The sequence below is a fragment of the Candidatus Mycobacterium methanotrophicum genome (genome assembly GCF_023515995.1).
GTDB classification, from domain to species: Bacteria; Actinomycetota; Actinomycetes; order Mycobacteriales; family Mycobacteriaceae; genus Mycobacterium; species Mycobacterium methanotrophicum.
Genome location: NZ_CP097320.1, coordinates 4,408,430 through 4,428,497, shown reverse-complemented (window position 1 = coordinate 4,428,497; position 20,068 = coordinate 4,408,430). Strand labels below are relative to the sequence as shown.

Genomic DNA, 20,068 nt, shown 5'->3' with positions numbered 1-20,068 from the left:
GATGGCCTGGCGGTGCAGTAAGCGATTCTGTCGCACGCGCTGTCAGGCGTGAGCGCGACGGACATGACGGCGTACGCAGTGGACTCAGCGACGCCCGAATCCGCCGCCGCCGGGGGTGTGGATCTCCAGGACGTCGCCGGGGTTCAGTTCGGCCGAGTCGCAGCCCGCCAGTTCGATGACGCTGCCGTCCACGCGGCGGACCAGGTTGCGGCCCAGCGCACCGGGCGCTCCCCCGGCCATCCCGTAGGGGGGGACGCGCCGGTGCTGCGACAGCACGCTGACCGCCATAGGTTCCCGGAACCCCAGCCGCCGCACCGCGCCGTCCCCGCCGCGCCACCGCCCGTCCCCGCCGCTGCCGCGGCGGATCGCAAAGCTCTCGACTAGCACCGGGAACCGCCACTCCAGAACCTCGGGGTCGGTCAACCGGGAGTTGGTCATGTGGGTTTGGACCGCCGCCGCCCCGTCGTAACCCGGACCCGCGCCGGATCCGGAGGCGACGGTCTCGTAGTACTGGTTGCGCTCGTTACCGAACGTCACGTTGTTCATCGTCCCCGAGCCCTCGGCCTGGGCCCCGAGCGCTGCGTAAAGGGCACCGGTGATGGACTGCGACGTCTCCACGTTGCCGGCGACGACTGCCGCCGGGTAAACCGGCGCGAGCATGCAGCCCGGCGGGATGACCACCCGCAAAGGTTTGAGACAGCCGTCGTTGAGTGGGATGTCGTCGTCGACCAGGGTCCGAAACACGTACAGCACCGCGGCCATCACTACCGACGTCGGTGCGTTGAAGTTGGTGTCCAGCTGCGGGGTGGTCCCGGTGAAGTCGATTGTGGCCGCACGCTTCTCCCGGTCTACCGAGACACGGACCCTGATGATCGCGCCGCTGTCCATCTCGTACGCGTGCTCGCCGTCCCCCAGGACTGCGATGACACGCCGTACCGCCTCCTCGGCATTGTCCTGGACGTGGCGCATGTAGGCCGACACCACCTCCAGTCCGAAGTGGTCGATCATCTTGCGGACCTCCTCGGCGCCCTTCTCGGTGGCGGCGATCTGGGCGCGCAGGTCCGCCAGGTTGGTTTCCGGGTTGCGGGAGGGGTAGGGCGTCCCAGCCAGGAGCTGCCGTGTCTCTGCCTCCCGGAAGCGGCCATGCTCCACCAGCAGCCAGTTGTCGAACAGCACGCCCTCCTCGTGCACGTCCCGGCTGTGCGCCGGCATCGAGCCGGGACTCACCCCGCCGATCTCGGCGTGATGGCCACGGGCGGCGACGAAAAACAGCAGCCGCTCGCCGTCACCGAAGACCGGCGTAATGACGGTGATGTCGGGCAGGTGGGTGCCACCGTGGTACGGGTCATTGATCGCGTAGACAATGCCGGGCTTTATCCGGCCGGCGTTTCGGCCGATGATCTCCTTGACGGCCGCTCCCATCGAACCCAGGTGCACCGGGATGTGCGGCGCGTTCGCGATGAGGTTGCCCTCCGGGTCGAACAGCGCGCAGGAGAAGTCGAGCCGCTCCTTGATGTTGACCGACTGGGCCGTGGCCTGTAGCCGCACCCCCATCTGCTCGGCGACCGAGGCGAACAGGTTATTGAAGATCTCCAGCATCACCGGGTCGGCTTCGGCGCCGACCTCGGCCGTGCCGGCGCGGGCACGCACGCGCTCCAGAAGCAGATGCCCGAGCGCCGTCACCTGAGCACGCCAGCCGTCGTCGACCACCGTCGTCGCGTTGGCCTCGGCGATGATCGCCGGCCCGGTGACCGTGTCGCCGAGGCCGAGCCGCTCGCGCCGGAACAACGGAACCTGCCGCCAGGCCCGCTGGGTATACATCCGGACCGTGTCGATGTGTCCCGACGCCGAGCCGTCCGGACCGGACGGCTCCCGTAGGGCGCTTAGGTCAGGCTGTTCGGTGAGGCCGACGGCTTCCACCGAGACGGCCTCCACGATGATCCGACGGTGCATAAGGAAGGAGTAGGTGCGCCGGTAGCTGGCCTCGAACTCGGCGACCATGGCCGCCAGGTCGGCCAGGCCCACCTGGACCGCGGTGTCGGTCCCGTCGTAGCGCAGGTATACCCGGCGGGTCACGCGGATCCGCTCGGCGGGCACATCCTCTTCCAGCAGACGGGCACGGGTGTCTTTTTCCAGCGCCTCGGCCACCCCGCGCACGCGCTCCATCGCCTCCGGCGCGAGGAGACACTCCACCGACCGCTCACGCATTGCGGTCGTGTCGGCCAGCCCGATGCCCAACGCGGACAGCACACCCGCCATCGGCGGGATCAGGACCGTGTCCATGCCCAGGGAATCAGCGACCGCGCAGGCGTGCTGGGCGCCGGCGCCGCCGAACGTGGTCAACACGTACTCGGCGACGTCGCGGCCCTTCTGCACCGTGATGCGCTTGACCGCACTGGCCATGTTGGCGACCGCGACCTGCAAGTAGCCCTGGGCGACCTGCTCAAGGGTACGGTCGTCGCCGGTCCGCGCGGTGATCTCGCGGGCCAGCTCGGCGAAACGCTGCCGCACGATTTCGACGTCCAGCGGCTCGTCGCCATCAGGACCGAAGGCGGCAGGGAAATGATCGGGCTGGATGCGACCAAGCATCACGTTGGCGTCGGTAACGGTCAGCGGCCCACCACCGCGGTAGCAGGCAGGGCCGGGATCGGCGCCAGCCGAGTCCGGACCCACCCGGTAACGCGCGCCGTCGAAGTGCAGGACCGACCCGCCGCCAGCGGCAATGGTGTGGATGTCGAGCATCGGGGCGCGCAGCCGCACCCCCGAGACCTCGGTGTTGAACACCCGTTCGTACTCCCCGGCGTAGTGCGACACGTCCGTCGAGGTGCCACCCATATCAAAGCCGATCACGTGAGCGAACCCGGCCAAGGCCGACATACGGACCATGCCGACGATGCCGCCTGCCGGACCGGACAGTATTGCGTCCTTGCCGCGGAAGTGACCGGCCTCGGCCAGGCCGCCGTTGGACTGCATGAACATCAGGCGCACCCCCGGCAGCTCGGCGGCCACCCGCTCGATGTAGCGGCGCAGGACCGGCGAGAGGTAGGCGTCGACGACGGTGGTATCCCCCCGCGAGACCAGCTTCATCAGCGGAGAGACCTCGGCCGACAGCGAGATGTGCGGAAACCCGATCGCCTTGACCGCCTCGCCGATGGCCTGCTCGTGGGCCGGGTGCAGGTGGCTGTGCAGACACACGACGGCCACGGCGCGGATCCCGTCGTCGTAGGCCGTCTGCAACTGGCCGGCCAGCCGGTCCAGGTCGGGAGCCCGCAGCACCGTGCCGTCGGCCGTGATCCGTTCATCGACTTCGATGACCCGTTGGTAGAGCTGTTCCGGCAGGATGATGTTCCGGCTGAAGATCTGCGGCCGGTTCTGGTAGCCAATCCGCAGCGCGTCCCCGAAACCTCGGGTGATGACCAGGACCGTGCGAGCGCCCTTGCGCTCCAGCAGCGCGTTGGTCGCCACCGTGGTGCCCATCCGCACCGCCCCGATCCGCTCGGCCGGCATCGGATCATCCGGCGCCAGACCAAGCAGTGCGCGGATCCCCGCCACGGCGGCGTCGGAGTAGCGCGAGGGTTTGTCCGAAAGCAGCTTGTGCGTCAGCAGATGCCCGTCCGGCCGACGGGCGACGATGTCGGTGAACGTGCCACCACGGTCGATCCAAAACTGCCACCTCCCGGCCACCTGATGCTCCTCACCTTCTAGTCGGGATGGGTTGCCGGTCACGGTGACTCCTGTCTCGCCGCAGCTCCGCGCCGCGAGCCGCCAAAACCGTTGCAGCGCGGTCCCTAGCGCGTGGTCCGGCGCGCGACCGCACGCCGCCACGCTTCCCTGCGGCGGCGAAAGCTCTAATGCAGGATATTGCCGATCAGCGGGGGCAGCTGATCGGCCACCAGCGGGTAGCTGAGCGGTGATGCGAACGCGATCGCGCCGGCCTGGTCGGTGGTGGTGAACATGCTGCGCGCGCGCAGCGCCGCCACGTCGGGATTGGCCAGCAGCTCCCGTTGATCGGCGTCGTTTTCAGTGGTCCAGATCAGGAGGTCGGCGGCATCCAGAACCGCCCTGATCTTGCCGCGCGGAACGAACGCGCGCTGCTGATCGACTGCGAACGGGGTGATGGCGTCAGCAACGGCCAGACCCATTTGGGTCAAAAACTCAGTGCGCCAGCCGGTTACTGCCACCGCGCTGCCTTGGTGCAGGTTGCCCTCCAGCAGCAGCACCCTCTTGTTTTTGAACTGCGGATACTTCTGCGCGACACCGGCGAAGCTCTGGTCGACGCCATTGATCAGTGACTTCATCTGGTCACGCTGAAAAACCGCCTGCCCGATCGCGGTCGCCTGGTCCTTCCACGGTTCGAAGAATGCGTAGCCGTCAGACTGCGGAAGCGTGGGGGCGATCGCGGACAGCTTCTGGTAGGTGTCCGCATCGACTCCGGCGTCGGTCGCAACGATCAAGTCGGGTTTGAGCCCGGCGATCTGCTGGACCTGAATTCCGTTGTCCAGGCTCAACACAACGGGTTTGGCGTTGCCGAGTTTGGGTCGGGCCCATGGCCACACCGCGAACGGCTGGTCGCCGAACCAGTTGGTTACCGCGATCGGCACGACGCCAACTGCCAGCAGGTCGTCTTGCCCGGTGTAACCGGCGCTGACCACCCGCTTGGGTGGCTCGGGGACGGTCGTCTCGCCGAAGACGTGGGTGATGGTCACCGGTCCGCCGCCGGCGCGGTGGCCAGGTGCCGGCTTGTCCGACGAGCAGGCGGCAGGAGCCGCGACCGCGAGCAGTCCCGCCGTCGCGCCGGCACGCAAAAACCCGCGCCGACTCCATAGCGTCCATAGCGCCGATCGAGCCGGAGTTCGGTCACCCGGCGCTACGAAGAACATCCCTTCACCCCGAGCTGCACCACCCTGTCGTTGCCGCGATCGGCGACGAGCACGTTCCCGTCGGACTTGACTGCCACGGCTAAAGGAGTGTTGAGCCCGGTGAGCGGTAGCTCGCTCTGGGTGTTTGACCCGGCCGCCAACTTCACCACCTTGCTGCTGTCGTGTTCGGTGACGAACACGTCGCCGGCGCTGTCCACGGCGATACCCCATGGCACGCTGATGCCGGTGAACGGCAGCACCGTCTGGGCGTTCGACCCGGCCGCCAACTTCAGCACCCTGTTGTGGTCGGTGTCGGTGACATAGACGCTGCCGGCGCTGTCCAGAGCCACACCATCTGGGTCTTTGAGGCCGTCGAATGGCAGCACGGTCTGGTTGTTCGACCCGGCCGCCAACTCCACCACCCTGTCGTTGCCCCGGTCGGCCACATACACGTCGCCGGCGCCATCCACCGCTACACCCTCGGGGTAATTGAGGCCGGTGAACGGCAATACGGTCTGGTTGTTCGACCCGGCCGCCAACTTCACCACCCTGTTGTTGAAGTCGGTGACGTACACGTTGCCGGCGGTGTCGACCGCCACCCCCTGGGGCTGATAAAGGCCGGCGAATGGCCATACGGTGGTGGTGTTCGACCCGGCCGCCAACTCCACCACCCGGCCATACATGCCCTCGCTGGTGACATACACGTTGCCGGCGCCGTCCACCGCCACGCCGCTCGGAGAAAGGCGGAAGTCGATTCCGGTAAACGGCAACACGCTTTGTCCGCACGCCGATGTCGATGCGGCGTGGTGGGGCCTCGCCAGGTAGCCGAACACGGCGACGAGCAGGATCACGACGGCGCCGATGAAGATCCATAGCTTGCGGTTGCGGCGGGGCTCAGACGTGGCGGGCTTGAAATCGGGCTGTTGCCCACGGGGCGGTTGGCTGATCGCCGGTGGACCCGCAGGTCTGCCAGAGGACGGCATTGCGGGTTGGTCGGGCCAGTTGCCGCCGGGGGGCGGGCCCCAACTCTGCGCGTCGGTAGCCGATGCGGCGGGACGAGCCGTTGTCTCGGCGGTGGCGGCGTCCTCGGTGATCCTGACGGCCTGGTGCTGTTCGGGTGCGGTCAGCGCGTCGTGGGCGGCGTTGGCCAGTTCACCGGCGCTGTGAAATCGATCCTCGGGTTTTTTCGCCATGCCTTTGGCGATCACCCCATCCATGGCCGGCGGAACCGCGCCAGGTCGCAGTTGGCTGGGCCGCGGGGGAGGCGCGGTCAGATGCGCGCCGACCGCCCGTTCGATGCTTTCGGCCCGGTACGGAGGAAACCCGGTCAAGCACTCGGCCAACACGCAGGTCAGCGAATAGATGTCGGCGCGATAGGTGGCCTCATCGGCGGTGAACCGCTCCGGGGCCATGTACTTGTAGCTTCCCATCGTCATCCCGGTCTGAGTGAGCCCTGGGTCGGTGGCGGCGCGCGCGATGCCGAAATCCGCTAGGTAGGCGAAATCGTCGCCGGTGATCAGGATGTTCTCCGGTTTGACATCGCGGTGGGTCACCCCGGTGGCGTGCGCGGAATCCAGCGCGGCGGCGACTTGGCGCACGATGGCCACCGCCTGTGGCGGGCTCAACGGCCCAGAGCGTTTCAGCAGCGTGGCCAGGTCGGTGCCGTCGATCAGTCGCATGTCCAAATACAGCTGCCCATTGATCTCGCCGTAGTCATGGATGGGCACCACATGCGGCTCGGTCAGCCTCCCGGCGGCGTCGGCCTCGCGTTGCATGCGCGCGCGAAACATCGGGTCGCCGGAGTATTGCCCCGAGATCAGCTTCAACGCCACCACGCGGCGCTTGCGGGTGTCCTCGGCCGCGTAGACCTCGCCCATCCCGCCACGGCCAATCAGCCGTAGCAGCCGATAGGGACCAAACTGCGACCCCACCCGCGAACCACGCTCGGTACCGCTCACCGTCTACGCTCCCTTCCCCCGGCCATCGGATTCCGCTAGTTGCACCCGGCCCCGGTCCCCGACGCCCATAATGCGCCGGCCCCGCGATCGACGGTTAAATAGCCAACACATTAATACTTCAACCAGCTGGGCCCAGCGAATTCCGGCTATCGCAGCGAATTCCATTATCCTGCCATAGGGCCCAGATTTCTGTTGCAAGGAAATGATCGCGTTGAATCACGAGATGGCATTCACCGCCTTCGCGAGTTTCGATTTGAACGAGGCCGGCAGCGGAATGGACCCATATTGTTGCAACCCGTCTTGGCCTGGGCCAATTGCGGCCTGCATAAACGCCTTGACGGCCGCGCCGGCGGCGGAATCCGGATATTTCGAGCAGACGATCTCATAGGTCGCGAGCACGATCGGGTAGGCACCGGCTTGGGTCGGCTTGTAGAACGACGACGTGTCCAACACCAGGTCATTGCCCTGCCCGGCGATCCTGGCCCCGGCAATCGTCTTGCCGACCGATTCGGTAGTGATCGACACCGGGTCCGGCCCGGCTGAGGTGATGATCTGGGCCATGTGCAACTGTTTGCCCACCGCAAACGACCACTCGTTGTAGGTGATCGACCCGTCGGTGCTCTGCAGGGCCGCCGACGTGCCGTTATTCCCATTGGCGCCCACGCCGACACCCCCGCGGAAAGTCTCGCTAACGCCTTTACCCCACGCACCGTTGGATGCGCCATCGAGGTATTTCTGGAAGTTGTCTGAGGTTCCGGACTTGTCGCTACGGAAGATGACCTGAATGGGCGTTGAAGGCATTGTGGTGCCGGGGTTGAGCGCGGCGATCGCGGGATCGTTCCAGACGGCGATGGCGCCGTTGAAGATCTTCGCCGTGGTGGGCCCGTCCAGGTTCAGCGAACTCACCCCGTTGACGTGGTAGGTAACCGCAATCGGGCCCCACACCGTCGGCAGGTCCCACGCCGGCGAACCGCACCGATCCGCCGCCCGGTCGGGCTGACCCGTTGATGGATCCAGCGGTACGTCGGAGCCCGCCAGATCGGTTTCGTTAGCGAAAAATTGCTTCACCCCGGCTCCGGAGCCAATTGCGGCGTAGTCCAGCGTGTAGCCCGGGCATGAGCGGATATAGGCGTAGACGAATTGTTCGATCGCGTTCTCTTGCGCGGTCGAGCCGCTAGCGCGGAGCTCCTTCTTGCCGCCGCAGTTCACTTGCACCGACGAGCTTTTGGTGTGGCTGCCGCATCCCGATAGCACCAGTGCGCCGGCGACCAGCAGGCGCAGGGCGACGCCAGCTCGGTTGAACCTCACAGAACTCCTCTCCGCAGAAGCAGGTCGACCAACGCATTCACTCTGCCACCGAGGCGAGCCGCAGAGCCATGTTCGGTCGGGCAGATGGGTCGCCGGTCGGCAAAAATCTGTGAACCCACCGTGAATATACAAATGTTTGAAGGTAGATGAAGGATGAACGGGCCGGCCTGAGCGTGGCGTTCTGGATGTAGCATCGGGTGCTGATGAATCCTGAACAGCTCGACGCCGAGTCCGGCGCCGTCGATTCTGGTGTCGCTGATCCGGCCATCCGGGTTGTCAACCTGGCCCTGGGGTTCGGCGCTAAAACCGTGCTCGATCAGGTGAGCCTGGATTTTCCCGCGCGCGCGGTCACGTCGTTGCTGGGGCCGACCGGTTCGGGTAAGGCGACCCAGGCTGCCCGGATTGGGGACCGGGCGGCCTTATTTTTTGACGGCAAGCTGGTCGAGGAAGGGCCCACCGAACAGTTGTTTTATCGCCGAAGCACGCCGAAACTGTGCGTTACGTTTCCGGACTGTTCGGTGACCGCAGGCTCCTCGGTGTCGTCGTCGGTGCCACGGATACAAATAACGAAAAGGATAGGGTGAGGCGGATGAAAATTCGTTTGCGGAGCCTGTTGGCCCTGTCGGCCACCGTGCCGTTGGTCCTGGCAGCGCCAGCCTGCGGTTCGAACACGGGTGGCTCGTCGAAACCGGGGGCCGCTCCCGGCAGTGTCGCCACCACGCCCGCGACGTCACCGGTGACCTTGTCCGAGACCGGTAGCACGCTGCTTTACCCGCTGTTCAACGTGTGGGGTCCGGCTTATCAAGCGAAGTACCCGAATGTCAGCATCAATAGCCAGGGCACCGGTTCGGGCGCTGGGATCTCTCAGGCCGCCGCCGGAGCGGTCAATATCGGCGCCTCCGACGCGTACCTGTCCGAGGGTGACATGGCCGCGCACAAGGGGCTGATGAACATCGCGTTGGCCATTTCCGCTCAGCAGGTCAACTACAACCTGCCCGGTGTCACCGAGCACCTCAAGCTGAACGGCAAAGTGCTGGCCGCCATGTACCGGGGCACGATCAAAACTTGGAACGACCCGCAGATCGCCGCCCTCAACCCCGGGGTGAACCTGCCCGCCACCCCGGTGGTTACCCTGCACCGCTCCGACGGGTCCGGTGACACTTTTCTGTTCACCCAGTATCTGTCCAGGCAAGACCCCGACGGCTGGGGCAAGTCGCCCGGCTTTGGCACCACCGTCGATTTCCCCGTGGTGCCGGGCGCGCTGGGCGAAAACGGCAACGGCGGCATGGTGACCGGCTGCGCCCAGACTCCCGGCTGCGTCGCCTACATCGGCATCAGCTACCTCGACCAGGCCGGGCAGAAGGGACTCGGCGAGGCCCAGCTGGGCAATGCCGCCGGTAAATACCTGCTGCCCGACCCCCACAGCATTCAGGCCGCGGCCACCAGCTTCGTCTCGAAAACCCCGGTGAACCAGGTGGTCTCGCTGATCGACGGGCCAGCCGCGAACGGGTACCCGATCATCAACTACGAGTACGCGATCGTCAACACCAATCAAAAGGACGCCGCCACCGCGCAGACGCTACAGGCATTCCTGCACTGGGCGATCACCGACGGTAACAGCCCTTCGTTCCTGGACAAGGTGCACTTCCAGCCGCTCCCGCCCGCGGTGGTGAAATTGTCCGACGCCCAGATCGCCAAGATCACCAGCTAAATAGGCGGTTGACCCTTCCGCGGCTCCGACATGCTCCTCGGCCGATCTCTGGTTGTACCGCCATCGTGAGCCGTAATCACGAGATAGCGTTCACGGCCGTCGCCAGTTTGGATTTGAACGAGTCCGGCAGCGGAATGGACCCATATTGGTCTAAGCCGTCTTGGCCTGGGCCAATTGCGGCCTGCATAAACGCCTTGACGGCCGCGCCGGTCGCGGAATCCGGATAGTTCGAGCAGACGACCTCATAGGTCACCTCCACGATCGGGTAGGCACCGGCTTGGGTCGGCTTGTAGAACGACGACGTGTCTACCATCAGGTCATTGCCCTGCCCGACGATCCTGGCCCCGGCTATCGTCTTGCCGACCGAGTCGGTGCTGATCGGCAACGGGTCCGGCCCGGCCGAGGTGATGATCTGGGCCATGTTCAACTGTTTGCCCACCGCGAACGACCACTCGTTGTAGGTGATCGACCCGTCGGTGCTCTGCAGGGCCGCCGACGTGCCGTTATCCCCGGCGGCGCCGTCGCCGACACCGCCGTTGAACGTCTGGCTGGCGCCTTTACCCCATGCACCGTTGGATGCGGCGTCGAGGTATTTCTGGAAGTTGGTCGAATTGGCGGATTGGTCGCTGCGGAAGATGACGTGAATGGGCGTTGAGCGCAGGTTAGTGCCGGGGTTGAGCGCGGCGATCGCGGGATCGTTCCAGACGGCGATGGCGCCGTTGAAGATCTTCGCCGTGGTGGGCCCGTCCAGGTTCAGCGAACTCACCCCGTTGACGTGGTAGGTGACCGCGATCGGTTCAAACACCGTCGGCAGGTCCCACGCCGGCGAACCGCACCGCGCGGCCGCGTGTTCGGGCTGACCCGTCGATGGGTTCAAGGGATCGCCGGAGCCCGCCAGATCGGTCAAGTTGTTGATGAAATCCCTCACCCCGGCTCCGGAGCCGTTTGCGTTGTAGTCCAGTGTGTGGCCGGGGCATGTTCGGATATAGGCGTAGACGAATTGTTCGATCGCGTTCTCTTGCGCGGTCGCGCCGCTTGCCTTGAGTTTCTTCTTGCCGCCGCAGTCCACATGCGCCGGCGAGCTGTTGGTGTGGCTGCCGCATCCCGATAGCACCAGTGCGCCGGCGGCCAGCAGGCTCAGCGCGGCGCCAGCTCGGTTGAACCTCACAGAACCCCTCTGAAGAGTCAGACGCGACGAACACATTTGCACTGTCACCGAGGCGAGCCGCGGAGCCCTGTTCGGTCGGGCAGATGGGTCGCTGGTCGGCAAAAATCTGTGAACCACCGTGAATATACAAATGTTTGAAGGTAGATGAAGGATGAACGGGCCGGCCTGAGCGTGGCGTCAGGATGTAGCATCGGGTTTTGATGGATCCTGAACAGCTCGACGCCGAGTCCGGCGCGGTTGATCCTGGTGTCGCTGATCCGGCCATCCGGGTTGTCAACCTGACCCTGGGGTTCGGCGCTAAAACCGTGCTCGATCAGGTGAGCCTGGATTTTCCCGCGCGCGCGGTCACGTCGTTGCTGGGGCCGACCGGTTCGGGTAAGACGACCTTCCTGCGCACCCTGAACCGGATGAACGACAAAGTCTCGGGATACCGGTACAGCGGTGATGTGGCGTTGGGCGGACGCAGCATCTTCGGCGGCCGGGATCTGATGGAGTTCCGCCGCAGGGTGGGCATGCTGTTCCAGCGTCCCAATCCGTTCCCGATGTCGATCGTGGACAATGTGGTTGCCGGTGTGCGCGCTCATAAGATGGCGCCGCGCAAGGAATTCAAGAGCATCGCCGAGGCTCGCCTGACCGAGGTCGGCCTGTGGGATGCGGTCAAGGACCGGCTCGGTGATTCGCCGTTTCGGCTCTCCGGTGGTCAGCAGCAGTTGTTGTGTCTGGCCCGTGCGCTTGCGGTGAATCCGGAGGTGTTGTTGCTTGATGAGCCCACCTCGTCGCTGGATCCGACCACGACCGAGAAGATCGAAGAGCTCATTCGATCGCTCGCCGACCGGCTCACCGTGGTCATCGTGACTCACGATCTTGCCCAGGCTGCCCGGATTGGGGACCGGACGGCCTTATTTTTTGACGGCAAGCTGGTCGAGGAAGGGCCCACCGAACAGTTGTTTTTATCGCCGAAGCACGCCGAAACTGTGCGTTACGTTTCCGGACTGTTCGGTGACCGCAGGCTCCTCGGTGTCGTCGTCGGTGCCACGGATACAAATAACGAAAAGGAAGGGTGAGGCGGATGAAAATTCGTTTGCGGAGCCTGTTGGCCCTGTCGGCCACCGTGCCGTTGGTCCTGGCAGCGCCAGCCTGCGGTTCGAACACGGGTGGCTCGTCGAAACCGGGGGCCGCTCCCGGCAGTGTCGCCACCACGCCTGCGACGTCACCGGTGACATTGTCCGAGACCGGTGCCACAGAGCTGTATCCGCTGATGAATCAGTGGGGTCCGGGCTATCACGAGAAATACCCGAACGTCACGATCACTACCCAGGACACCGGTTCGGGCGCCGGGATCTCTCAGGCCGCCGCCGGGGCGGTCAACATCGGCGCCTCCGGCGCGTACCTGTCCGAGGGCGACATGCACAAGGGGCTGATGAACATCGCGTTGGCCGTTGATGCTTGGCAGGTCAACTACAACCTGCCCGGCGTCACCGAGCACCTCAAGCTGAACGGCAAAGTGCTGGCCGCCATGTACCGGGGCACGATCAAAACTTGGAACGACCCGCAGATCGCCGCCCTCAACCCCGGGGTGAACCTGCCCGCCACCCCGGTGGTTACCCTGCACCGCTCCGACGGGTCCGGTGCGACATTTTTGTTCACCCAGTATCTGTCCAAGCAAGACCCCGACGGCTGGGGCAAGTCGCCCGGCTTTGGCACCACCGTCGATTTCCCCGTGGTGCCGGGCGCGCTGGGTGAGCACGGCAACGGCGGCATGGTGACAGGCTGCGCCGGAACACCGGGCTGCGTCGCCTACATCGGCATCAGCTACCTCGACCAGGCCGGGCAGAAGGGACTCGGCGAGGCCCAGCTGGGCAATGCCGCCGGTAAGTATCTGCTGCCCGACGCCCACAGCATTCAGGCCGGGGCCGCCAGCTTCTTCTCGCAGACCCCGGCGAACCAGGCGATTTCGCTGATCGACGGGCCAGCTGCCGACGGGTACCCGATCGTCAACTACGAGTACGCGATCGTCAACACCAATCAAAAGGACGCCGCCACCGCGCAGACGTTGCAGGCATTCCTGCACTGGGTGATCACCGACGGTAACAGCCCTTCGTTCCTGGACAAGGTGCACTTCCAGCCGCTGCCGGCCTCGGTGGTGAAATTGTCCGACGCCCAGATCGCCAAGATCGCCAGCTAAATAGATTTCGTCGATCCTTTGACACTTTCCACGACACAGCACGTGCCGCGGCCTTTCGGGCGCATGCTGGGCCGCGTTCGTGACGTGAGCCGCCGAGGCCTTGCCGTCCGCTGGGCCGGTGGAGTGGGCGCGGTGATCCCGCTGCTGGCGCTGGTGTTCGTGCTGGCGACGCTGATCATCGAGGCGCTGCCCGCGATCAGGGTCAACGGGCTGCACTTCTTCACCGCCACCGATTGGAATCCGGGCAATATCTACGGGGTCACCGAAGTCACCCACGGCGTCGCGCATCCAGTCGGCGCCGACTACGGAGCATTGCCGCTGATCGTCGGGACGCTGGCCACCTCGGCGATCGCGCTGATCATCGCCGTGCCGGTGTCCATCGGAGCGGCGTTCGCGCTTGTCGAACGGCTGCCGAAACGCCTCGCCTCAACCGTCGGGGTGACACTCGAATTGCTCGCCGGTATCCCCAGCGTCATCTTCGGCTTGTGGGGTGCGATGACGTTCGGGCCGTTTGTCGCCCACCACATCGCCCCGGTGATCGCCCGCAACGCTCCTGATGTGCCGGTGCTCGACTACTTCCGCGGCGACCCCGGTCACGGAGAAGGCATGTTGGTGTCCGGGCTGGTGCTGGCGGTGATGGTCATTCCCATCATCGCCAGCACCACCCGGGACCTGATCCGGCAGGTGCCGGTGCTCGCCCGGGAGGGGGCGATCGCGTTGGGGATGTCCGAGTGGGAGTGTGCGCGGCGGGTCACCCTGCCGTGGGTGTCGAGCGGCATCATCGGCGCCGTGGTGCTAGGGCTCGCGCGTGCTCTGGGGGAGACAATGGCCGTCGCCATGGTCTCCGGTGCGGTGTTGGGTGCGATGCCCGCCAACATCTACTCGACCATGACCACCATCGCCGCCACCGTGGTGTCGCAACTGGATTCGGCGATGACTGACTCCACAGACTTCGCGGTGAAGACCCTCGCCGAGGTGAGCTTGGTGCTGATGGTGATCAGCCTGCTGGCGAATGTGGCCGCTCGGGTGCTGGTGCGGCGGGCGTCGGCTACTGCGCTACCGGTCGGACGGGGTATTTGAGGTGAGCGAGTCAATTGCGACCACGTCCCCGCGGACCGGGCAGGCACTGACGGCGCGACAGCGGTCGGTCGCCGCACAGCGCAAGGTCGTCAACGCGCTGTTCTGGGCCGCGTGCTTCGGCTGTTTGGTGGCGGTGATCGGCCCGACGTTGTGGCTGCTGGCCGGAGTCGTCAGCCGCGCCTTGCCGGTGTTCCACTGGAGCGTGCTCGTGCAGGATACGCAGGGCAACGGAGGTGGTCTGCGCAATGCGATCATCGGCACCGGCGTCCTCGGTTTCGGGGTCTTGCTGGTGGGTGGCACCGTCAGTGTGTTGACCGGGATCTATTTGTCCGAATTCGCCACCGGCCGCACGCAATCGATTCTGCGCGGCGCCTACGAAGTGCTAGCCGGTATCCCGTCCATCGTGCTGGGCTACGTCGGGTATGTCGCGCTGGTGGTGTATTTCCACTGGGGCTTCTCGCTGGCGGCCGGGGTGCTGGTGCTGTCGGTTCTGAGCATTCCGTATATCACCAAGGCCACCGAGTCGGCGCTTCATCAGGTGCCGAGTTCATATCGAGAAGGGGCCGAGGCGCTCGGGCTGCCCGTCGGTTGGACCCTCCGCAAGATCGTGCTGAAATCGGCAACGCCCGGCATCGTCACCGGCATGCTGGTGGCGCTCGCGCTGGCATTTGGTGAGACGGCGCCGATGCTATATACGGCAGGCTGGTCGGATTCTGCCCCGACCGGGAAGCTCACCGGCTCGCCGGTCGGTTACCTGACCTACCCGATCTGGACGTTTTACGATCTGCCGTCGAAGACGGCCCAAGACCTGTCCTATAACGCGGCCTTCGTGCTGATCGTATTCGTCCTGCTGCTGATCATCCTCGGGCGGCTGATCACCTGGTTCTCCAGACGGCATTCGGAATATTAAGTGTTGCAAACTTTTTCGGATACGTCTCAGCCCATCGGCCAGGGGCTGTAGTCGGCGATCAACTCCTCCTGCGGCGGCCGCTGGTCGTCGGGCACGTGCTGCAGGTTGATCCGAATCCGGTACCAGATCGAACTCGGTCCACGCATCCCGTCGACCAGCACGTCGGCCGGTTTCAGACGATCCGCCGCGGCGGGGTGGCGCTTGCACCAGGTGTCCAGGGCGGCCATTGCCTCGTCTTTGGTCTTGGTGCGGGCGATCTCGATGAGCGGCATCATCGGCTGGCGGCGCCCCGTGCCGGCGCTGGCCCTACTGGGGCGTGCTGCTTTTGACGCCTTCTCGGCGGGCCCGAGTTCCTCGGCCAGTGCGAGCAGTCGCTCCAGGCCGGCGGCGGTGTCGTTCATCCCCACCCACGGGTCCCCGATGTCGGCAAACCGCTGTGGCACCGTCGCCACGGTGAAGCTGGCCGGGTCGCAGCCGGCGACCTCATCCCAACGCAAGGGTGTCGACACCCGAGCGTCCGGCGTGGCCCGCACCGAATACGCCGATGCGACCGTGCGGTCTTTGGCGTTCTGGTTGAAGTCGACGAACACGCCCTCGCGTTCTTCCTTCCACCAACGGCTGGTCGCCAGGTCGGGGGCGCGTCGCTCCACCTCCCGCGCCACTGTCTGGGCAGCCAACCGCACTTGCCGAAAAGACCAGCCGGGCACGATGCGTGCGTAGATATGAAACCCACGCGAACCGGACGTCTTCGGCCAAGCAATTAGCCCGTAATCCTCCAGCACTTCGCGGGCCACCGATGCCACGTCGAGGATCTGGCGCCATGACACGCCGGGCGTGGGGTCCAGATCGACGCGTAACTCGTCGGGGTGATCGAGATCATCGGCCAGCACCGGATGCGGATTGAGGTCAACGCAGTCCAGATTGACCGCCCACACCAGCCCGGCGGCGTCATGGATGACGGCTTCGGCGGCCGACGTGCCGGACGTGTAGCGCAACTCCGCCACGTCCACCCAGTGTGGCCGCTTCGCGGGCGCGCGCTTCTGAAAGACCGCCTCTTGCTCGATGCCCTTGACGAAGCGCTTCAGGATCATCGGGCGTCCGGCCACGCCTCGCAGAGCACCGTCGGCCACGGCCAGGTAATAGCGGATCAGATCCAGTTTGGTGTGGGGGTGAGCGGGGAATATCACGCGGTCTGGATGGGTGACCTCGACTTGGCGTCCGTCCACTTCGAGTGTGACGGGAGGCGCCATGTTCTTCATCGTAATTTCGGTGAAAAACCGAGACGCGCGTCACATAGGCTGACGTTATGCCTAACCTCTTCGATCTCCCTGGGCAGGCGGTAGCCAAAGTTCAGCAGTATGCCGAGCGCGGGAGGGCCGAACTGCACTACCTCCGCAAGATCATGGAGTCGGGGGCGTTCCGATTGGAGCCGCCGCTGAACTATGCCGCGATGGCCAACGACATCTGGAACTGGGGCGAGATCGGCATGCTGCCCGCGCTGAACGCGCGGCGCACACCCAACCGCGCGGCGATCATCGACGACGACGGGTCGCTGACCTACACCGAACTCGACGAGGCCGCTAATGCGGTGGCTCATGGGCTGCTGGCCAGGGGTGTTCGCGGCGGCGACGGGGTGGCGATTCTGGCCCGCAACCACCGCTGGTTCGCGATCGCTGAATTCGGGTGCGCCCGAGTCGGGGCCCGCATCATTTTGCTCAACAGCTCGTTCTCCGGCCCCCAGATCAAAGCGGTGTCCGAGCGCGAAGACGCCAAGCTGCTGATCTACGACGACGAGTACGCCAACGACGTCAGCAAAGCCGACCCACCGCTGGGCAAGCTGCGGGCACTAGGCACGGTCCCCGACGGTGACGACTCTGGCAGCACCGACGAGACGTTGGCCGACCTGATCGCCGCCAACAGCAAATCGCCAGCTCCCAGGGTCAGCAAGCACTCGTCGATCATCATCCTGACCAGCGGCACCACCGGTACGCCGAAGGGTGCAAACCGGAGTACCCCGCCGACGTTGGCGCCGATCGGCGGCATCTTGTCGCATGTTCCGTTCAAAGCGAACGAGGTGACGTCGCTGCCGGCGCCGATGTTCCACGCCCTTGGTTTCCTGCACGCCACGATCGGGATGTTCTTGGGCTCGACGCTGGTGCTGCACAACAAGTTCAAGCCGGCTGTCGTGCTGGAAGACATCGAGAAGCACAAGGTGACAGCGGTCGTTGTGGTGCCGGTGATGCTGGCCCGGATGCTCGATGCGCTGGAAAAGATGGACGCCAGGCCTGATCTATCACGTCTGCGGATCATCTTCGTGTCCGGTTCGGCGCTGGGCGCCGATGTGGCCGAACGGGCGCTGAAGGACTTCGGTCCGGTGGTCTACAACATGTACGGCTCGACCGAGATCGCGTTCGCCACCATCGCGGAGCCCAAGCATCTGGAGTTCAAGCCCTCGACGGCGGGACCGGTCGTCAAGGGTGTGAAGGTGAAGATCTTCGACGACAACGGCAAGGAGTTGCCGCAGGGCCAAGTGGGGCGCATCTTCGTCGGCACCAGCTTCCCGTTCGAGGGCTACACCGGCGGCGGCGGTAAGCAGATCATCGATGGCTTGCTGTCGTCCGGTGATGTCGGCTACTTCGACGAACATGGCTTGCTCTACATCAGCGGCCGTGACGACGAAATGATCGTCTCCGGTGGCGAGAACGTCTTCCCCGCCGAAGTCGAGGATCTGATAAGCGGGCATCCAGACGTGGTGGAGGCCACCGCGATTGGCGTCGAGGACAAAGAGTGGGGTCAGCGGCTGCGCGCCTTCGTGGTCAAAAAGCCGGACGCCAGCCTAGATGAGGACACTGTCAAGCACTATGTCCGGGACCACTTGGCGCGCTACAAGGTACCGCGTGAAGTCATCTTCCTCGACGAGTTGCCGCGCAATCCGACCGGCAAGATTCTCAAACGCGAGCTGCGCGACATCGCCGTGGAGTAGCACCGCGACTAGCTCAGCCGTCGAATCCGGTTGCGCCGTCGAGTTGTTCGCGCAAGATGTCGAGGTGTCCGGTGTGTCGGGCGGTCTCCTCGATCATGTGCACGTAGATCCAGCGCAGGGACACTGCCTCGAGGTGACGGTGCGGCACCACGTGATCGAGCGGATACCGCGCGGCGGTGCGCCGCGACTGCTCGCATTGGGCTTGGTATTCGGCGATCAGCGTCGGCAGAGTTTCGTCGGGGAGGAACTCGAACTCCCAGGAGCGTTGGTGCGCGCGACGGTTGTCGTCGCTTCGTTGCTGCAAGAGCTGGTCGAACCACCCGTATTCGGCCCAACGCAGGTGCTTGATCAGCCCGCCCACGGCCGTCGGCGACGCGACGAGGCGGCGGCGGGCATCGGTATCGGACAATCCGGATACCTTGCGCGCCGCGATGTCGCGATAGTCGTCGAGGAATGCCTCCAGCGTGGTGCGCTCGTCGTCGACTGCGTGGGCGCGTCGGCGGGGTTGGTGCATCAGCGCCGGTCGCGGATGCGCCGGATCACTTCGGTGGAAAGCTTTGGGTCAGCCAACAATTGCTCGATGAGTGCGCAGAGGACCTCTTGTCCGGTGACGCGGGCGTATCCGAGGCGGTCCGCGGCGTCTCGCTGCCACACGTCGAGGGCCCGGTGCATGGCGGGGGTCAGGTCGACCGTTCGTCGCGTTCGTTGGCCGCGTGATGGCTGTTCGAGCTTCTCGCGAGACGGTTGATCGAGTTTCTGTCGGATGTTGGTGATGCGTTCGGTGGGTGCCGCCGCGTCGGCACGTGCGGGGCTGTTGCGGAACGGCGGGGGTTTGGAGTCCATACGGTTCGATCACACCTTCCCTGAGGGCGGACTTCAGTACATCAGGATACGGGTACATCAGTCAACGCGCCGCTGCGCTCGGCGCCACCGCTGTTGCGGGAAAGCCGAAGCGCTTCGGCTGCACACTTGACGACCGGCAGGCCGGTTCGTCTGCGCTGCTTGGGCGCGCGGAGGCGCGAGGACAGTTCGAAATTGGAACAGAATCGATTGTCAGGACTTGCTGGAGATGGATACCGCCTCGAATAGGACATTCATACTGTGTGATTTCAGGAGTTCGCTATACACTTTACGGATATCAGCATGTAATGAAACAATACTGGGCTACTGACAATAGTAGGTCCGTAGGTGCAGACCTACAGTAATACGGACTTCAGTAAACCAGTATATGCCATGTGAACTGGAGATATAGTGAACCATGAAGTACTGAAACCAGTATTGGCGGCTCTCATGGAGTCATTGAACCAGTATTTATTACCTATTTCGTAGTCAGTAATTACAGACGCGATTGATGCAATAGCTACGCCAACCCGACGCCAATATTCTCAGGGATATTAATAGCTATTTTTAGTGTTTGCTAAGGAATGGCGTTTAACGTTTTTTGCGTCGGTCCCTCACATGGCAAAGGAGCTACAAAATGTCGATCTCACTGTCTTCGGCCCGCCGCCTGGTAGTTGGTGCAGTCGGCGCAACCGCGGTCGCCGGCGCCATGCTGGTCGGCGCCGCTCCCGCGGCAGATGCAGCGCCGTTACACCACGTCCCGTTGGGTCACCACCTGGTGGGTCACCACGACCGCTTTGGTCGTCACGATCACTTCGGGCGCGGCGACCGCTTCGGCCGTCACGACAGCTTCGGGCGCGGCGACCGCTTCGGCCGTCACGATCACTTCGGGCGCGGCGACCGCTTCGGCCGTCACGACAGCTTCGGGCGCGGCGACCGCTTCGGCCGTCACGACAGCTTCGGGCGCGGTGACCGCTTCGGGCGTAACGACCACTTCGGGCGCGGTGACCGCTTCGGCCGTAACGACCACTTCGGGCGTAACGATCACTTCGGGCGTGGCGACACG

Annotated in this window: 15 protein-coding genes and 1 pseudogene; 7 read left to right on the top strand and 9 right to left on the bottom strand. The window is 64.9% G+C overall.

Annotated features, from left to right (window positions below; translation table 11 throughout):
* Window positions 1-84: 84 nt before the first annotated feature.
* The 4 genes from M5I08_RS23155 to pstS (M5I08_RS23140) form a co-directional block, all read right to left on the bottom strand.
* Entirely contained in the window at window positions 85-3,684 is a 3,600-nt protein-coding gene (locus M5I08_RS23155; RefSeq protein WP_219066120.1) for a hydantoinase B/oxoprolinase family protein, read from the bottom strand.
* A gap of 164 nt (window positions 3,685-3,848) precedes the next feature.
* Window positions 3,849-4,880 carry an ABC transporter substrate-binding protein gene (locus M5I08_RS23150; RefSeq protein WP_219066063.1) on the bottom strand — a complete coding sequence of 344 codons (1,032 nt, stop codon included), beginning with the start codon at window positions 4,878-4,880 and terminating at the stop codon, window positions 3,849-3,851.
* Window positions 4,868-6,817: a serine/threonine-protein kinase PknD gene (locus tag M5I08_RS23145; RefSeq protein ID WP_219066061.1), complete on the bottom strand. Its 1,950-nt coding sequence runs from the start codon at window positions 6,815-6,817 to the stop codon at window positions 4,868-4,870. Before M5I08_RS23145 ends, M5I08_RS23150 begins: the two co-directional genes overlap by 13 nt.
* 216 nt (window positions 6,818-7,033) lie before the next feature.
* Entirely contained in the window at window positions 7,034-8,125 is a 1,092-nt protein-coding gene (gene pstS / locus M5I08_RS23140) for a phosphate ABC transporter substrate-binding protein PstS (RefSeq protein WP_219066059.1), read from the bottom strand.
* Window positions 8,126-8,514: 389 nt separating this feature from the next.
* Between pstS (M5I08_RS23140) and M5I08_RS27365 the strand changes: the two are divergent.
* Window positions 8,515-8,648, top strand: a pseudogene (locus M5I08_RS27365) (phosphate ABC transporter ATP-binding protein); the annotation flags it as partial.
* 66 nt (window positions 8,649-8,714) lie between these two features.
* Window positions 8,715-9,836, top strand: a complete 1,122-nt coding sequence (gene pstS, locus M5I08_RS23130) for a phosphate ABC transporter substrate-binding protein PstS (RefSeq protein WP_219066119.1) — start codon at window positions 8,715-8,717, stop codon at window positions 9,834-9,836.
* Between the two features lie 76 nt (window positions 9,837-9,912).
* On the opposite strand, the gene pstS (M5I08_RS23125) is transcribed toward pstS (M5I08_RS23130), so the two are convergent.
* A complete protein-coding gene (gene pstS / locus M5I08_RS23125) occupies window positions 9,913-11,004 on the bottom strand; it encodes a phosphate ABC transporter substrate-binding protein PstS (RefSeq protein WP_219066057.1) in 1,092 nt (363 codons plus the stop codon).
* Between the two features lie 200 nt (window positions 11,005-11,204).
* Here pstS (M5I08_RS23125) and pstB point away from each other — a divergent pair, with 200 nt between their 5' ends.
* The 4 genes from pstB to pstA all read left to right on the top strand — a co-directional run bounded on the left by pstB (window position 11,205) and on the right by pstA (window position 15,179).
* Complete coding sequence (gene pstB / locus M5I08_RS23120; RefSeq protein ID WP_219066118.1) at window positions 11,205-12,068, top strand: phosphate ABC transporter ATP-binding protein PstB; 864 nt, start codon at window positions 11,205-11,207, stop codon at window positions 12,066-12,068.
* Window positions 12,069-12,073: 5 nt separating this feature from the next.
* Complete coding sequence (gene pstS / locus M5I08_RS23115; RefSeq protein ID WP_219066055.1) at window positions 12,074-13,189, top strand: phosphate ABC transporter substrate-binding protein PstS; 1,116 nt, start codon at window positions 12,074-12,076, stop codon at window positions 13,187-13,189.
* 63 nt (window positions 13,190-13,252) lie between these two features.
* Window positions 13,253-14,269 (top strand): phosphate ABC transporter permease subunit PstC, encoded by a 1,017-nt coding sequence (pstC, locus tag M5I08_RS23110; protein WP_219066117.1) that lies wholly within the window; start codon window positions 13,253-13,255, stop codon window positions 14,267-14,269.
* A 13-nt stretch (window positions 14,270-14,282) separates the two neighbouring features.
* Window positions 14,283-15,179, top strand: coding sequence for a phosphate ABC transporter permease PstA (gene pstA / locus M5I08_RS23105; protein WP_249763437.1), 897 nt, complete (start codon window positions 14,283-14,285; stop codon window positions 15,177-15,179).
* A 26-nt stretch (window positions 15,180-15,205) separates the two neighbouring features.
* Here pstA and M5I08_RS23100 read toward each other — a convergent pair whose 3' ends face one another.
* A complete protein-coding gene (locus tag M5I08_RS23100) occupies window positions 15,206-16,438 on the bottom strand; it encodes a DNA polymerase domain-containing protein (RefSeq protein WP_219066051.1) in 1,233 nt (410 codons plus the stop codon).
* A gap of 47 nt (window positions 16,439-16,485) precedes the next feature.
* On the opposite strand from M5I08_RS23100, the gene fadD2 reads away from it, so the two are divergent.
* Window positions 16,486-18,162 carry a long-chain-fatty-acid--CoA ligase FadD2 gene (fadD2, locus tag M5I08_RS23095; protein WP_219066049.1) on the top strand — a complete coding sequence of 559 codons (1,677 nt, stop codon included), beginning with the start codon at window positions 16,486-16,488 and terminating at the stop codon, window positions 18,160-18,162.
* 13 nt (window positions 18,163-18,175) lie between these two features.
* On the opposite strand, the gene M5I08_RS23090 is transcribed toward fadD2, so the two are convergent.
* The 3 genes from M5I08_RS23090 to M5I08_RS23080 form a co-directional block, all read right to left on the bottom strand.
* Window positions 18,176-18,676, bottom strand: coding sequence for a DinB family protein (locus M5I08_RS23090; protein WP_219066046.1), 501 nt, complete (start codon window positions 18,674-18,676; stop codon window positions 18,176-18,178).
* Window positions 18,676-19,005 (bottom strand): hypothetical protein, encoded by a 330-nt coding sequence (locus M5I08_RS23085; protein ID WP_219066045.1) that lies wholly within the window; start codon window positions 19,003-19,005, stop codon window positions 18,676-18,678. Before M5I08_RS23085 ends, M5I08_RS23090 begins: the two co-directional genes overlap by 1 nt.
* A gap of 745 nt (window positions 19,006-19,750) precedes the next feature.
* Window positions 19,751-20,050 carry a hypothetical protein gene (locus M5I08_RS23080; RefSeq protein ID WP_249762982.1) on the bottom strand — a complete coding sequence of 100 codons (300 nt, stop codon included), beginning with the start codon at window positions 20,048-20,050 and terminating at the stop codon, window positions 19,751-19,753.
* Window positions 20,051-20,068: the final 18 nt, after the last annotated feature.